Raw genomic sequence first — 15,018 nt, 5'->3', positions numbered from 1 at the left:
GAGAATCAGGCAAGCAGGCGGTCAAGGTGGTTGTAAACATTGGCTTTGGCAGCATCGAGAGTTCCGGCGACTTTAGCTCCGGCGGCATTGTGATGGCCACCGCCACCCAGATGCCGGGCAAGGCTACCCACATCGATTTTGCCTCTGGAGCGGAAACTGACTTTGAAGAGTTCGGACTCAACCTGGCTGAAAAACAACGCGACTTCAACGCCTCGAACAGCACGTGGGTAATTAACGAACCCGTCGGCATGCTCTTCAGTCGCCCCGGATCGGGTCAGATCCTCACGCAACATGCTGACCGAAGCATAGCGCCCACAGGCTGACAGTTCCAGGGTCGGCAGAACCATGGCTAACAACCGCATGCGCTGAGGCGGATAGCTTTCGTAAATGCTGCTCGCCATTTCCCAGGGATCAACGCCGTGGCCAATAAGACAACCAGCGATCTCAAAAGCTTCCCGATTGGCGCTGGAATAACGGAATGACCCGGTATCCGAAAGGATTCCCAGGTAAAGGTTTTTGGCCACCGACGGGGTCAGCTGGTACTTGCACTCCTGCAACAGCCGAAAGATCAATGCCGCTGTTGCACTCGCGGATGTATCGAGATAGCAGATATCTCCGAAATCGGAGTGGGGATGATGATCGATATTGATAATGCAGTCGCTGATCGCGGCTACGTCAATCCCGGCCCGTCTCAACTCTCCTGAATCAAGAACAAAAGCCACATCAAAATGAACATTTTCTGGCAACTGGCTGGCCAGGAAATCATGATCAGGAATAAACCCCATGATATCCGGCACCCCGTCAATATTAAAGGCCACAACATCTTTGCCCATATCGCGCAGGGCCAGGGCCAGTCCCAGAGTTGAGCCAATGGCGTCACCGTCGGGATTTTCGTGAGCGACGACCAGGAAGCGTTGCTTAGTTTTGATCTGCTGATGGATCTGTTGAAGAATCATTCAAATCGTCCTGTACCTGTCGCAATAGCGCATCTATCTTTTGGCCGTAGCCGATTGACTCATCGTACTGAAAATGCAGTTCCGGGATAAAACGGACCTGCATAACCTGACCAAGTTCACGCCGAATAAATGGAGCTGAACTTTTCAGGCCGCGGACGGCTTCTTTTCTTTCGGCAGCATCTCCAGAGACGGTAAAATAAACCCGGGCGGAACCCAGGTCCCGGGAGACCTTCACCCCGGTAATGGTCACCGGAGCAACCCGTGGATCTTTGATACTGAACATCAGCAAGCGGGTAATTTCTTTATGAATCTGCTCAGCCATTCGTTCGGGACGGTAACGACTCAATGAAAATCTTCTCCAACATGAATATATTCGCAATCCAGAGCGATAATTTCCACGCTACCGGATGCATAAACATCGTTTTCAAGTTTTTTGAAAACAGCTTGAATACTCTTGGTGTCCGCAGCACTCATAGACCCACCTAAGAGTGCTCTCTGGAGCAGGTCGAGGTGTCCGACTTCCGCAATGGAAACCGGAAACCTTGACCGTAGGCGATTCAGCAGACGGCTTACGACGGACCGCTTCTGCTTCAGCGATTGGATACCGAACAAGCGCAGGTCGAGTCGAATGACACCGACAACCATACGTTAAAATCACCTTTTAAAGTGAAGTCTTAACCTCTTCCATTTCGAAAACTTCAATGATGTCACCAGATTTGATGTCATTATAGTTTTCGAGGCCGATACCACACTCATAGCCGCTGTTCACTTCTTTGACGTCATCTTTAAAGCGCTTAAGGGAACTCAGCTTGCCTTCCCAAATGACCACATTGTCGCGAACGAGACGGGTCTGTGCGTTCCTGACGATTTTGCCTTCCAGCACATAGCAACCGGCAATGGTTCCGACGCGGGAAACATGGAAAGTTTCGCGAACTTCCACCCGACCGAGTTCTTTTTCCTTAAAGGTCGGAGCCAGAAGCCCTTCCATGGCGTCACGAATATCGTTGACGGCATCGTAAATGACGCTGTAAAGGCGGATATCGACTTTTTCAGCTTCTGCAAGCGCTTTGGCCTTGGTCTCCGGTCTGACGTTGAAACCGAGCACAATCGCATTGGAGGCGGTGGCCAGAGTCACATCGCTTTCAGAAACACCACCGACACCGGTATGAATAACATTGAGTCGGCAGGCATCAGTCGACAGTTTCTCGAGTGCATCACGAACAGCTTCAACCGAGCCCTGAACGTCCGCCTTGATAATAACCGCCAGCTCTTCGACCGCCCCTTCCTGCATCCGCGCGAACAGCTGATCCAGAGAAACCTTACTGCTCTTGGCCAGATCAATTTCCCGCTGTTTGGACTGCCGGTGATGTGACACTTCCTTAGCGGCTTTTTCATTCTCAACCGAATGGAACATATCGCCGGCATCAGGAACCCCGCCGAGACCAGTGACCTCAACCGGGAAGGACGGACCGGCTTCTTTGACCTGCGCACCGTTGGCCGTAGTCATGGAGCGAACCCGACCAAAATGCAGTCCGGCCACAATGGAATCACCGATTTTCAAGGTGCCGTCCTGAACCAAGACAGTTGCCACCGGACCCCGGCCTTTATCAAGGCGGGCCTCTACAATGGAACCTTTTGCACGTTTATCAGGGTTGGCCTTAAGCTCAAGCACTTCGGCCTGGAGCAGAACCATTTCCAGCAACGTATCAAGATTGGTGTGTTTCTTAGCGGAAACCTCAACGAAGATAGTCTCCCCGCCCCACTCTTCCGGAACCAGTTCGAATTCAGTCAATTCCTGCTTAACCCGTTCGGCATTGGCATCGGGCTTATCCATTTTATTGACAGCGACAATAATCGGCACCCCGGCAGCTTTGGAGTGATTGATCGCTTCCTTGGTCTGCGGCATGACGCCGTCATCGGCAGCGACCACCAAGATAACGATGTCGGTAACGCCTGCACCACGCGCCCGCATGGCAGTAAAAGCCTCGTGTCCCGGGGTGTCAAGGAAGGTTATTTTCCGGCCATCCAGGTCGACGTCATAAGCACCGATATGCTGAGTGATCCCACCAGCCTCACCAGCGGTCACGTTGGCTTCACGAATGGCATCCAGCAAACTGGTTTTACCATGGTCAACGTGGCCCATGATGGTCACAACCGGGGGCCGGGACACCAGATCCTCTGCTTTGTCTTCGCTCTCTTTGTTGGTTTCGACTTCGAGAATGGTCTCTTCGTCAAAAGCGACGTTTTCAACTTCATAGTTGAATTCAGCCGCAAGGATTGCAGCAGATTCATAATCAAGAGGATGGTTAATGGTCACCATAGAACCCTGGCGCATCAATTCGGCGATCAGCTCATTGGCTTTAACCCCCATCCTTTTTGCCAATTCACCAACGGTAATAGAATCGCTGATCCGAATAATCCGTTTAATGGCCTTACTGATGGTGACTTCGGTCTGTTTGATTTGCTTGCCCTGTTTGCCGCCCCGCTTCTTCTTAGCGCCAAGCCGGCCTGGTTCAAACACCTCAACGCGGCGGCCGCGCCGTGAAACGCGCCCATCCTGCTCTTCAAAAGCACCATCGCTCCGCCGGCTTTTTTTGCGTTTTTTGTTGTTACGCCCTTCTTTTTCCGGAACCGGCTGTTCAATAGGCGCAACTGGGGCAACATCCACCCTTTTACGCGGTTTATTGGCATCCCCGGCTGGTTCAGGTCGAGCCGGACGCTGTTGCGGCCGGGCCGGCCGCTCAGAGTTGCGATTCTGGCGGTGCTGTCCGGGCGCAGGCCGCTGCGGCAGTTCAACCCGCCCAAGAATTTTGGCCCGGTCACCGGTGGGGCGATCGATATTGGGTTTGACGGCTTTCTTAACAACCGGCTGTTGTTTTGATTCTACAGCAGGACGCTTTTCAACGGGTTTCTCGGCAACGACCTCGGGAGTTTTACTTTCGACCACCGGAACTTCTGCCGGGGCAGGCTCCGACTGCTTTTCAACTGTTTGCACCGTTTCTTCCACCTGAGCCACTGGCTGCTCTGCGCTCATTTCTTTTTCAGCGACCGGTTCCGAAGCGGATTCCCGGATCGGTTCTGCTGCCGCATGGTCAGGCTCAGCGGCCGTCACCGGGGCTTCGACCGCCGGTTTCGACTCCTGAGGGGCTGGTTCCTCAGCAACGGGGGCTTCTTCAACCTCAGCGGTTGCAGTGTCATCCTCGTCAGCAGGCTCATCTTCCGCAGGTGTACGCACGACAGTTTTGCGTCTTCTGATGAGACCCGGCTTAATCCTCGCCTCCTCGATCTTTTCCTGCTGCGGGGTATTTAAGGCCTCGAGTTTCTTGAGATCTTCCTCACTCAGGGAACTTGTATGCGACGCAACTTCCACACCGGCTTCGGTGAGTTTTGTCATTAAATCTTTATTTTCAAGACCCATTTTTTTTGCGAGTTCGTAGACTCTTACCTTACCCATCAATTCTCCCTTACCAGTTGCCTGTATCTAGATAATTCAGTCAGCAATGCCTCGGCCAATGCCCCGGATGCCAGCGCCAGAGCGCTGATTTCTTCTTTGCCGAGTATCTGCCCGATTTTTTCTTTATCAAACATATGGATGCACTCTACGTTCTGGCGTTGGGCCAGATTCTCCAGCTTGGTGCCGATTGCGGATGAGATGTCCTTCGCAACCAGAACCAGCGCCAGAGCGCATCCTTTTTTTCGAAGTTGGTCGGTTACCATATTGGTTCCACTGACCGTCTGTCCCGATTTTCGTGCCATACCTAGCAGGCTAACGATTTTCTGTTCAACCATGCCGCGCAGATCAAGCACCAGCGAACTCTCATCGACCGGGTGAGCAAGTCCACTGAAACTGCGTTGAAATGCTTTTCTTTTCACTGCAGCTGCTATGCACTGCAAAGAGAAGCATGTATAGGCTCCCCGTCCGGGCAGTTTTTGGCGGTAGTCAACCAGAACCCGGCCGCCAGGGTCAATAACATAACGAATCAATTGATCCTTGTTGTTAATTGAACGGCAAGCGACACAGGAACGTTGCGGGCCTTTTTTTTCGTCAGCCATTATCGCCGTCGTCATTCCTGCTCTTGGTCAGGTTGTTCCTCTTCCAGCTCAACGGCTGGTTCTGCTACCTGCAGTTCGGGCTTGCCCAGTTCCTTCTCTTCTTCCTGGGCAGGGGGCTGCGGAGCAGCTTCTTCCTGCTCTTCTTCCTGAGCTCGGGTCTCGCTCTTAATATCGATTTTCCAACCGATCAGTTTGGCGGCAAGGCGAACATTCTGCCCTTTTTTGCCAATAGCCAAAGAGAGCTGGTCGTCAGGAACGATGATCTCCATCGCCTGTTCTTCATCATCGATATAAACCCGGGAAACTTCCGCCGGAGCAAGAGCTGCGCAGGCAAAACGGGCCGGATCTGGCGTCCAAGGAATAATATCGATCCGCTCGCCACGCAACTCGGTCACGACATTCTGCACCCGCGAACCGCGCATCCCGACACAGGCACCAACCGGATCGACATCGACGTCATGGGAGACGACTGCAATCTTGGCACGGCTGCCAGGCTCGCGGGCAGCACCCTTGATTTCAACGATACCTTCGGCGATTTCGGGAACCTCAGAGGAAAACAGCGAAATCAGCAAGCCCGGATGAGTACGGGAAAGGATAATCTGCGGACCCTTGGCAGACATTTTGACTTCGGAAATATAAGCTCTAACCCGATCGGACTGGCGGTAGTTCTCCCGCGGGACCTGTTCACGGTTCGGCAGGAGGGCTTCAGCCCGGCCAAGATCGACAATCAGATCACCGCGCTCGTAACGACGGACAATACCATTGACAACCTCACCGACGCGGTCCTTGAATTCAGTATACACACCTTCACGCTCAGCTTCACGGACCTTCTGAATGATGACCTGCTTAGCGGTCTGGGCGGCAATCCGGCTGAAGCTGCCTGCCTCAAGCATCATCCCGAGGGAATCGCCGACCTCAACATCCGGGTCGACCTCGCGTGCTTCATCGATATCAATCTCTTTATAGGAGTCAACAACTTCTTCAACGACGGTCACAAATTCAAAAACCTCAACCTCGCCGATCTCATCATTAAAATGAGCTTCGAGGTCACGGGTATTTCTGAATTTTTTATTGGCCGCAGAGAGCACTGCCGACTCAAGAGCATCGATAAGGATATCGCGATTGATCCCCTTGTCCTTTACAACCTGATCGATGATGTGATTGAGATTACCCACCATCCTGCTAATCCCCTTTAAAAAGCTTTGCCGGCCCTTCGACCAGACGTGAAAATCTGTTGAACCTGCGGAGTTCTAAAATTCGTACTGCAGGTTCGCCTTCTCTATCTGTTGAAAAGAAATCCTGACCAAAGATTCCCCTTGGCCGGACAAATTCATGAGTATATCGTCACCCTCGACTCCGGCCAGCACCCCGGTAAAAGTTTTCTGGGGTTTGCCTGTGCCGCTTGGATCCAGTGCCTCAGAAGTCTTGATTTTAGCCAGCTTTCCGGAGAAGCGCTCAAAATCGGCCATTTTTTTCAGCGGTCGTTCAATTCCCGGGGATGATACCTCCAGATTGTAAGCGGTCTGGATAATATCTTCAACATCCAGCAAGGAACTGATTTCACGGCTCGCATCGGCGCAGTCGTCAAGACTGATGCCACCTTCCTTATCAAGGAAAAATCTCAGCGTCCAACCATTCTGTTCCCGCTTGTATTCAAGATCAACCAGCTCAAGCCCGGCATCTTCCAGCAGGGGTTGAACCAGTGCAGCTATTTGTTCTGTGACTGACATTGAAACAATCTATCTCCAGGTAATAAAAAAAGCGAGCCACCGGGCTCACTTTCCTTAAACACTAAAACCACGCTTATATAACATCTCAAACAGCAACTGGCAAGAAAAATCCTGGTCAGATGTCCAATCAGAGCCATTATTTTTATCTATCGATGACTGAAGATCCTTTTTTAGCTCTCCGTCCTCCCTCTTGGATCTTGCGTTGCAGCTGGAGACCAAAACCCTTTTTGATCAGATACGGTACACTGGTCGCGATAAAGTTATCCACCAGCCGACTGCGAACAGTCACTATCTCCGCCGACCTGACCGCCATCTGGGTCAGTTCGGTTTCATAACGGATAAAGTTGGCACCGGCGCCACAATCTTCACCCACCGGCAGGTCACCGACAATCTGCACTCTGACTTTGTGAAAATCGCCGAAGTAACGATTGCTCAAATCAATGAAATGCAACTGACCGCCATTTTCCAGCGGGAGGATTAAAAAAGGATCAGCCATGACCCTGTTCTTGCTTTCTGGTCATTTTCTGTCCGGAAAAAAGATCGATCTGATTGAACAGTCCCCGCAAAATTCTCACTTCGCGTTCACTCAATTCCGCGCGCCCGAAAATCCGCCTGAAGCTGCGCAAGATATGGTCGGGATTCTGCGGGTTGAGATAGCCGATATTGACCAACGACTGCTTCATGTGCTGGAACATGCTTTCAAGCTGTTGGTTGCCAGCCAGTTTTTGCGGGCCATGGGTGCGTCCGGCCATCTGTCCCTCGACCCTGACCGTCTCATAAAGGCACACCCCGACTGCCTGTGCCAGGTTCATGGAAGGCAGCTCATCGTTGGTGGGAATGGTTATGAAATGTTGACAAAGGTCCAACTCGCTAGTGAACAGCCCTTTGTCTTCCCTCCCGAAGACCAGCGCGGCCGGATCTTCGGCAACCACTGGAATAAGTTTTTCAGCCGCTTCTTCAGGGTGCAGCAGCCCTTCCCGATAACGGCCGAAGCGCCGGGTCGTACCGAAGCTGAGCCGACAATCCGCCAGAGCTTCCTGCAATGACGGAAAGACCTTCGCCTGCTCCAGCAACCAAGCAGCTTTAACCGCCATCTGTCTGGCATCAAAAGACAGATGATCCACCTGCGGGTTAACCAGCCGCAGGTCGGTAAAGCCGAAATTAAGCATGGCCCGGCAAACGGAACCGATATTACGAGCGCCCTGAGGCTCGACCAGGACGATCGCAAGTTTATTATCAAACAACGAAAACTCCTTTGAAATTACGATTGCGGTGGCGGGTACATGGCCGGTTGGAAACCGTGGTCGCGGTAATTTTTGAACCGCTGTCGTGACTTCTGCAGTAGAGTCTCATCATAGACCTCCGCCAGATCGATGGCCAACTCAAAACGCCCCATGAAACCAAGAGAACATGCCCCTCCCATAATCAACACGCTGGCCCCGTTCGGGTTTTCTTCCTTGCAGGTGATGACAATCGGCTCGTCGACACACTCGACCGCACCGCTGTCGTAAGCATGGGGAAGGAAGGATCCCTTATCCCAGGTCCAGAGGAAGCGGTCCATGGCCATGGCCTGCTGATCATCCTGTAAAAAAACCAGAATCCGTGCCCGGTCGCGAAAGCAATCATCGACCAGGCTGCAAAGCAGGCGGGCCTTTTCCGGCCTCTCCTGGCGGGCAAACAGAACCCGGGTCGTGGTCATGAACGGCTCGGGTTCCGGTCCAGCAGCAGCGACAACAGCTGATGACCGGGTACGATGGTGCCGCAACGGGCAGCGTTTTCCTCTGAATATCCGCTGGGCCCAGAACCTTCGGATTGACGTGAATCAAACAGGATATAGGGAACCGGGTCAGACGTATGCGTACGTTTATTAACCGGGGTCGGATGATCCGGGGTGACCAGAATCCGGCAATCGCCGATCGTGGCCAGATTCTCCAGAATGGTGCCGACGACCTCACGATCAAAGCTTTCGATCGCCTCGATCTTTTCCTGTAGCAAGCCGCCGTGGGCCGCTTCGTCCGGAGCCTCGACATGAACATAGACAAAATCATTGTCGCGCAGGGAATTCACGGCATACTCGGCTTTGCCTCGATAGTTGGTATCAAGATAACCGGTGGCACCGGGGACATCGATAACGTTCAGCCCAGCGTTGATTCCGATCCCTTTGATCAGATCAACAGCGGAAATGACCGAGCCCGTCAAGCCATGCAGCTCCTGGAAGGTCTGCATCGCCGGCCGGCGACCATGCCCCCACAGCCAGATCGAATTTGCCGGTACCTTTTGCTCCTGGACGCGGCGATTATTGATCGGATGGTCATTAAGCAGCATCTGGGCCGAATTGGTCAGATCGAGCAACTTGGCAGCGCCATCCCCCTGGGGCAGATAATCTTCGATGCTGAGAGTGGAGATATCATGGGGCGGGGTAAAACTGAGCCGATCTTTACCGTTTTTCCAGACCAGCAGATGTCGGTACGAGACCCCGGTATAAAAGTTGAATTCGCCACCACCAAGCTCCTGCTGCAAGGTCCGGATTAATTGGTCAGCTTCAGCGGTGCTGATATGCCCGGCGGAAAAATCGCCCATATACAGTTTTCCAAAATGGGCTTCCAGCCAGACCAGATTCAATCGGAAGGCAACATCCGTCGGTGTCAGTTCGACCCCCATGCTGGCAGCTTCCAGCGGAGAGCGTCCGGTATAGCAGTCGCCCGGATTGTAGCCGAACACCGACAGGTTGGCAACATCACTGCCGGGCGGGAAGCCTGCCGGGACGGTTGCCGCCAGGCCGCTGCTGCCGGCTTGACACAAGCGATCCATATTGGGTGTATGCGCCGCCTGCAGCGGTGTTTTCCCGTTTAATTCAGCCATCGGTTCGTCGGCCATGCCGTCACCGAGTAAAATAATATATTTCATGATTGCTTCGCCCTCATTGCTCATCCGCGTGGATGATACTGCTGGTGGATTTGTTTCAAACGTTCCTGCAAAACGTGGGTGTATATTTGAGTCGTTGAAATATCAGCATGCCCCAGCATGCTTTGCACTGCTCTTAAATCCGCACCGTTTTCAAGCAAGTGGGTTGCGAAAGAATGCCGCAGCATATGCGGATGGACAGGCCGGTTGATCCCTGCCGCCAGAGCATGATTCCGGAGAATTTTCCAGAATCCCTGGCGGCTCATGTGACGACCGCGGCTGTTTGGGAAAACGGCCTCAATCGGCCCCTCCTTCAATAATTTCGGCCGCCCATTCTGCAGATATTCCTGAACAATTTCAAGTGCCACTTCCCCCAGTGGCACCAGGCGCTGCTTCGAGCCTTTCCCAAATACAGTCAGGCAACCGATATCGAGCTTCAAATCTGCAGATCTCAGGTCAATTAACTCGGAGACCCTGATTCCGGTCGCATAGAGCACTTCAAGCATGGCCCGATCCCGCAAAGCGATCTTGCCATCGCCCTGCGGTGCGGCAAGAAGTTGTTCAACCTCTTGCGCAGAGAGCAGTTTCGGCAGTGCCCGCAGGATCTTGGGAGATTCGATCAGGGCGGAAGGATCATGACTGACATGATTTTCCCGAACCAGAAAACGGTGAAAGCTACGCAAGGTGCTGAGCACCCTGGCCCGGGTCCGCGGCGCCAGTCCCTGGTGACGTAACCCGGTCAGATAGGCCAGCAGGTCGCTACGGCTGATATCTGCCGCTGAAGCGATCCCCGGCTGTTTCTTCAGAAACGCGAAATATCCGCTGAGGTCACGATAATAAGCACTGACCGTGTTATTCGACAGCCCCTTCTCTATCGTCAGATAATCCAGATAGCTATCGAGCAGTGCGTCCGTCATAATCTCCTGAATCCGCTCCCCTTGGTTCTCAAGCCCATAGGCTATGCTGGCTGGTGCGACACTAATCAAGCCGGCTCAGCATGACCTCTTTGATCTCCTCAATTTTCTTCGGATCAACGATTTTTTGCCCGAAGATATCCTGCACATAAAATACGTCGGCAGCCTGATCGACCTTGGTGGCGATCTTGGACACGGCAATATACAGTCCCAGCTCATTGAGGGTTCGAGTGATTTGGTAGAGCAACCCCACCTTATCCGTCGCAAAAATATCGATAACCGTATACTTATCCGAGACTTCGTTGTCGAACTCGACCTTATTGGGACGTTTGGGTCTATCGCGTTTCTTTTTCAGATATTCCGGCTGATGACATTTTGCCATCAGCTTCTCAATTGTCAGGCGCCCTTCAATGACCGCGCTGAGTTCTTCCTCGACCCGCTTCCACTTCTGCGGCTTATCGACAATTCCACCTACCGGGCTATTCACCTGCAGGATATCGAGAACCGCTCCAGTTTTCCGGGTATGAATCTGGGCACCGAGGATATTGATGGAGTTAGCGGCCAGAACGCCGGCGATATAGGAAAACAGCCCGGGGCTGTCGATGGTGGCCAAGGTCATCTCGGTATAACTTGCGGCTACGTTGTGCTCGATTTGCATGGCCAGGGTCTGTTTGTCCCGCCCCAGGGCCAACCGTAAATGGGGGATGATCTCTTTGGAACGATAGCTCATCAGGTAGCGGTTATTGAGACTGTTGAGAGCCTTGTTGACCCGGTGCTCGGGAAATTCGCCGAGCAGCGCCTGGCGGATTTTCCGTTTTCGATTACGGGCTTTTTCGGAACGTTGCTCCTGGTAAAAATCCTTCTTTTCAATGATATCGTAAGTCTTTTCATAAAGTTCCCGCAGCAAGGTCCCTTTCCAGTCGGACCAAACCTCGGGGCCGACCGCTTTGATATCGGCAAAAGTAAGCAGAAACAGCATCCGCAGATTCTCGCTCATCCCCATCAGCTCGGCAAACTGGGCGATCATTTTCATGTCCTGAAGATCACGACGTTGGGAGATATGCGCCATTTTCAGATGATGCATGACCAGAAATTCCAGTCTTTGGGCGTCTTCCCGATTCAAACGCATGCGCCGAGCAATGGTCGGAATCATTTCGGCGCCGCGAATACTGTGGTCTTTCCCGCTGCCTTTGCCGATATCATGGAACATGATGGCCAGCAGCAACAATTCTCTTTTTTCGATATTGTTAGCGACCTCGGTCAGCAGCGGCTGGGTTTCGGCATATTCGCCAAGCCATAACTTTTCGATCTCCTCCATAGCAAAGAGGGAATGAATATCCACCGTATAAATATGGTAGAGATCGAACTGAACTTTGCAGTAAATATTCTTGAATTCAGGGATATAGGCGTTAAGGAGCTGCAGATGGTGCATCTTGCGCAGAATCTCACCGACCCCCTTGGTATGACGCAGGATCGCCATGAACGAATCGTTCATCCGCCGCGAACGGCGTACCCGGTCATTGATCAGATGGAGGTTCTCACGGATCAGCTGCTTCAGCTCAATGCACAGGTTGATTTCGTGCTTCTGAGCCAATTCGAAAGCGACCATCATCAACGCAGGCTCCTGCAGAAGCAGGTTGTCATCCTTAAGACGCAGTTCCCCTCGGATCACATAAAAACCATCTTCAAGGTTACGCCGGCCCAGAAAACTGAAGACACTTTTCTGCCCTTGTGGACGCAGGGTCGCGTTAAGAATGATTCTGGAAGAAAGGTGCTCGATGCTGATGGCCTGGGCGTAGTATGCCTGCATGAACTGTTCAACCGCCGATCCGTTGCTTTTGCTGCTGAAACCAAGAAAGGTGGCGATCTGCTCCTGCAGGTCAAAGGTCAGCTGATCACTTTTGCGCTGACTGTTAAAATGCAGAAAATTGCGGATTTTCCAGAGGTAATCCTGGGCTTTGAGGTATTGGTCGATTTCCTCTTCTGTCAAAACCCCTTTGATGAGCAATTCCCGAAGGCTGCCGGCCTTGTACTTGACCCTGGCGATCCAGAGCGCATCCTGCAGTTCTCTTAAGCCCCCCTCCCCCTCTTTCAGGTTCGGCTCGAGCAAATAGACAGATGAGCCGTATTTTTTTTGCCGTTCTTCCCGCTCCTCCAGTTTGCAGTTGATGAAATTCTGGGTATCGTGATTGAGGACATGGGGTGTCACAGTGGTCTTGAAGTGTTCATAAACCTCCAGGTTGCCGGCAAGAAAGCGCGCGTCAAGCAAGGAGGTTCTCACCGTACTGTCTCGCGACTCTTCGATACAGCTGCTGCTGTTACGAACGCTGTAACCGATGTCGAGATTCATATCCCAAAGCAGATAGAGCATACGATCGGACAGGGCTTTCGCCGTATCGGCCCCCGCCGGGACATAAAAAAACATCAGGTCCAGATCCGAGCGCGGATTCATTTCGGCGCGGCCATAGCCGCCCAGAGCGATAAGGCTGCACCCGTCAACTCCCTGCGGATCCAGATCGGCACAAACGGCCTTGAAAAGTACGGTGATCAGCTGATCAAAGACAGCCGTCAACTCCTGCACGACCAGTCGCCCCGAAGCCCCTTCGGCGTTCATCTCGTTGATCCGGGCGAGGTGTTTTTGCAGGAACGCAGTTGCAACCTTGAGCAACTCATCCCGGCTGTTTGCAAAGGAGACAACACCATTTTTGATATCGGTCGGGAAGTTTTCAAAAACCGAATCGACTGAAGCTTCGATATGTATGCTCATCGTTTGGCAACCTGGTCCATTGCTGCGGAATAATGTTTAACGCCTTTGACAATGGCCGCAGCAACGCGATTCTGGTAGCCACTGGAGACGAGTCGTTTTTCTTCGCGGGGATTACTGATAAAAGCAGCCTCAACCAGTACGGAAGGCATGGTTGCCCCAAGCAGAACATGAAAAGGCCCCTGCTTGACGCCAAGGTCCCTGATTTTACTGTAGTGAGGTTTCAAGCCGGACATCAGTGCCTGCTGTACTTCAGCGGCAAGCCGGCTGGATTCGTTGATCTTGGCGTTGGCCATCAGATCGAAGAGGATCGCCTCAAGGTTGCCGACCTCCTGTAACGAGGTGCCGTTCTCACGAGCGGCGACCTCTGCGGCTTGATTGTTTTTGGAGAGGTTGAGAAAATAGGTCTCGACACCATAAGCGCCGTGACTGTGACTGGCATTGGCATGCAAGGAGATAAACAGATCCGCCCCGACCCGGTTTGCGAAATCGGTTCTTTCCCGCAGTTCCAGGAAACGGTCATCCGATCGGGTCAACATGACCTTGACCCCCAGCTGCTGACGGAGCACTTCGGCCAGGGACTTGGCCATTGCAAGCGTGACATCTTTCTCCATGATGTTGTTCGGCCCAATGGCCCCCGGGTCCTTGCCGCCGTGGCCGGCATCGACCACAATCAGGCGGATCCCTTCATCGCGGGTTTCCTGGGGAATATGCAAAACCGGGCTGACATCCTTTGATTGATCAAGGATTGAGCTGATGGAATCATCAAGGGCACTAGCGCCGGCTCCGGTGCTGCCCGGAGGAGCGGTAAATGCGGCCTTGGTCGGCTGTCCTTTGACATCGATAACCAATCGATTCGGATTGTTCAGGGTAATCAATTCATAATCCGCGACATGATCGAGGTCTAGAACCACGCGCGAGCGTTGTTCATCAAAGCGGCTGGTGCGGATCCGTTGGATAAGGCCGTTGTTGATCGGCAAACTCGCTGGTAACCCCGCCTCTAAATCGGTATACAAAAGATCAAAATACAGGCGCGGATTATCACCTTTGAGATAATTCGGGCGGGCAACCACCGGCGCGGTCAGATCCAGAACCACCCGGGTATATTCCGGGCCGCTCCAGAAACGGATGCGCTCCAGGCGCGGGGCTTCGCCGACCGCCTGATAGTCGTCCTCCTCCTCTTGGGTGGAATTACCCTGTCCGGGTCGCAACTTTGCCAAGCGTTCCCTGGCAGCCCCAACCATATCACCCTCAGGCAGATCCGTGATCAACTTGCGGTATATTTGAAAAGCACGGGTTTTATCGTCGAGCCGATATTCGGCAGCCTGCCCGGCCAGAAACAGGGCGTCATCCGCCAAGGCATTGGTCGGAAAGCGATCTGCCATGGTCAGATAAGCATTGACCGCCTCCCGGGCATCACGTGAACTGCCCGAAGCTTTGGATAAACCATCCCAGGTTTTCCCCAGCAGGAAGCAAGCCTTATCAACCTCAGAATCTTGCGGGTTGTTTTTGATAAAGCGCTCAAACCGCTGAATGAGATTGTCCCAATTGCTGCGCTGCCGCTGCAGTTGGGACGACTGACTTAATTGCAGATAATCTTCCCTGATGGCGGCATAGCTCTCGGCTAAACCTGTTGTTACCAGGCCTGCGAGGAGTAAAATCGTCACGATCAAGGGCAGAATATATTTTGTCTTCAT

14 protein-coding genes are annotated in these 15,018 nt (G+C 52.9%); all 14 read right to left on the bottom strand.

From position 1 onward, the window contains the following. Positions 1-5: 5 nt before the first annotated feature. Positions 6-956, bottom strand: coding sequence for a DHH family phosphoesterase (locus N909_RS0122880; RefSeq protein WP_029918428.1), 951 nt, complete (start codon positions 954-956; stop codon positions 6-8). Continuing rightward, positions 919-1,302, bottom strand: a complete 384-nt coding sequence (rbfA, locus tag N909_RS0122875) for a 30S ribosome-binding factor RbfA (protein WP_155006058.1) — start codon at positions 1,300-1,302, stop codon at positions 919-921. Before rbfA ends, N909_RS0122880 begins: the two co-directional genes overlap by 38 nt. Then, positions 1,299-1,601, bottom strand: coding sequence for a DUF503 domain-containing protein (locus tag N909_RS0122870; RefSeq protein WP_029918426.1), 303 nt, complete (start codon positions 1,599-1,601; stop codon positions 1,299-1,301). Before N909_RS0122870 ends, rbfA begins: the two co-directional genes overlap by 4 nt. A gap of 16 nt (positions 1,602-1,617) precedes the next feature. After that, positions 1,618-4,410, bottom strand: coding sequence for a translation initiation factor IF-2 (gene infB, locus N909_RS0122865; protein ID WP_029918425.1), 2,793 nt, complete (start codon positions 4,408-4,410; stop codon positions 1,618-1,620). Then, the gene (locus tag N909_RS0122860) at positions 4,410-5,024 is read right to left on the bottom strand and encodes a DUF448 domain-containing protein (protein WP_084167879.1); all 615 of its coding nucleotides are present in this window, start codon (positions 5,022-5,024) and stop codon (positions 4,410-4,412) included. Before N909_RS0122860 ends, infB begins: the two co-directional genes overlap by 1 nt. Next, the gene (gene nusA / locus N909_RS0122855) at positions 5,021-6,187 is read right to left on the bottom strand and encodes a transcription termination factor NusA (RefSeq protein ID WP_029918423.1); all 1,167 of its coding nucleotides are present in this window, start codon (positions 6,185-6,187) and stop codon (positions 5,021-5,023) included. The genes N909_RS0122860 and nusA overlap by 4 nt, the downstream gene beginning before the upstream one ends. Positions 6,188-6,259: 72 nt before the next feature. Then, positions 6,260-6,739 carry a ribosome maturation factor RimP gene (locus N909_RS0122850; RefSeq protein ID WP_029918422.1) on the bottom strand — a complete coding sequence of 160 codons (480 nt, stop codon included), beginning with the start codon at positions 6,737-6,739 and terminating at the stop codon, positions 6,260-6,262. 142 nt (positions 6,740-6,881) lie between these two features. Next, positions 6,882-7,235: a hypothetical protein gene (locus N909_RS0122845; protein ID WP_029918421.1), complete on the bottom strand. Its 354-nt coding sequence runs from the start codon at positions 7,233-7,235 to the stop codon at positions 6,882-6,884. Continuing rightward, on the bottom strand, positions 7,228-7,983 hold the full coding sequence (locus N909_RS0122840) for an RNA methyltransferase (RefSeq protein ID WP_036684538.1): 756 nt from the start codon (positions 7,981-7,983) through the stop codon (positions 7,228-7,230). The genes N909_RS0122845 and N909_RS0122840 overlap by 8 nt, the downstream gene beginning before the upstream one ends. A 17-nt stretch (positions 7,984-8,000) precedes the next feature. Continuing rightward, positions 8,001-8,438, bottom strand: coding sequence for a DNA polymerase III subunit chi (locus tag N909_RS0122835; RefSeq protein ID WP_029918419.1), 438 nt, complete (start codon positions 8,436-8,438; stop codon positions 8,001-8,003). Next, positions 8,435-9,646, bottom strand: coding sequence for a cofactor-independent phosphoglycerate mutase (locus N909_RS0122830; protein WP_029918418.1), 1,212 nt, complete (start codon positions 9,644-9,646; stop codon positions 8,435-8,437). The genes N909_RS0122835 and N909_RS0122830 overlap by 4 nt, the downstream gene beginning before the upstream one ends. Positions 9,647-9,666: 20 nt before the next feature. Beyond that, entirely contained in the window at positions 9,667-10,560 is an 894-nt protein-coding gene (xerD, locus tag N909_RS0122825; RefSeq protein ID WP_029918417.1) for a site-specific tyrosine recombinase XerD, read from the bottom strand. Between the two features lie 61 nt (positions 10,561-10,621). Beyond that, on the bottom strand, positions 10,622-13,324 hold the full coding sequence (gene glnD, locus N909_RS0122820) for a [protein-PII] uridylyltransferase (protein WP_155006057.1): 2,703 nt from the start codon (positions 13,322-13,324) through the stop codon (positions 10,622-10,624). Beyond that, a complete protein-coding gene (locus N909_RS24160; protein ID WP_051690072.1) occupies positions 13,321-15,018 on the bottom strand; it encodes an N-acetylmuramoyl-L-alanine amidase in 1,698 nt (565 codons plus the stop codon). Before N909_RS24160 ends, glnD begins: the two co-directional genes overlap by 4 nt.

The organism is Pelobacter seleniigenes DSM 18267, assembly GCF_000711225.1.
GTDB lineage: Bacteria > Desulfobacterota > Desulfuromonadia > Desulfuromonadales > Geopsychrobacteraceae > Seleniibacterium > Seleniibacterium seleniigenes.
The sequence above is the reverse complement of the archived record's forward strand: the minus strand, read 5'-3'. Positions and strand labels throughout refer to the sequence as shown.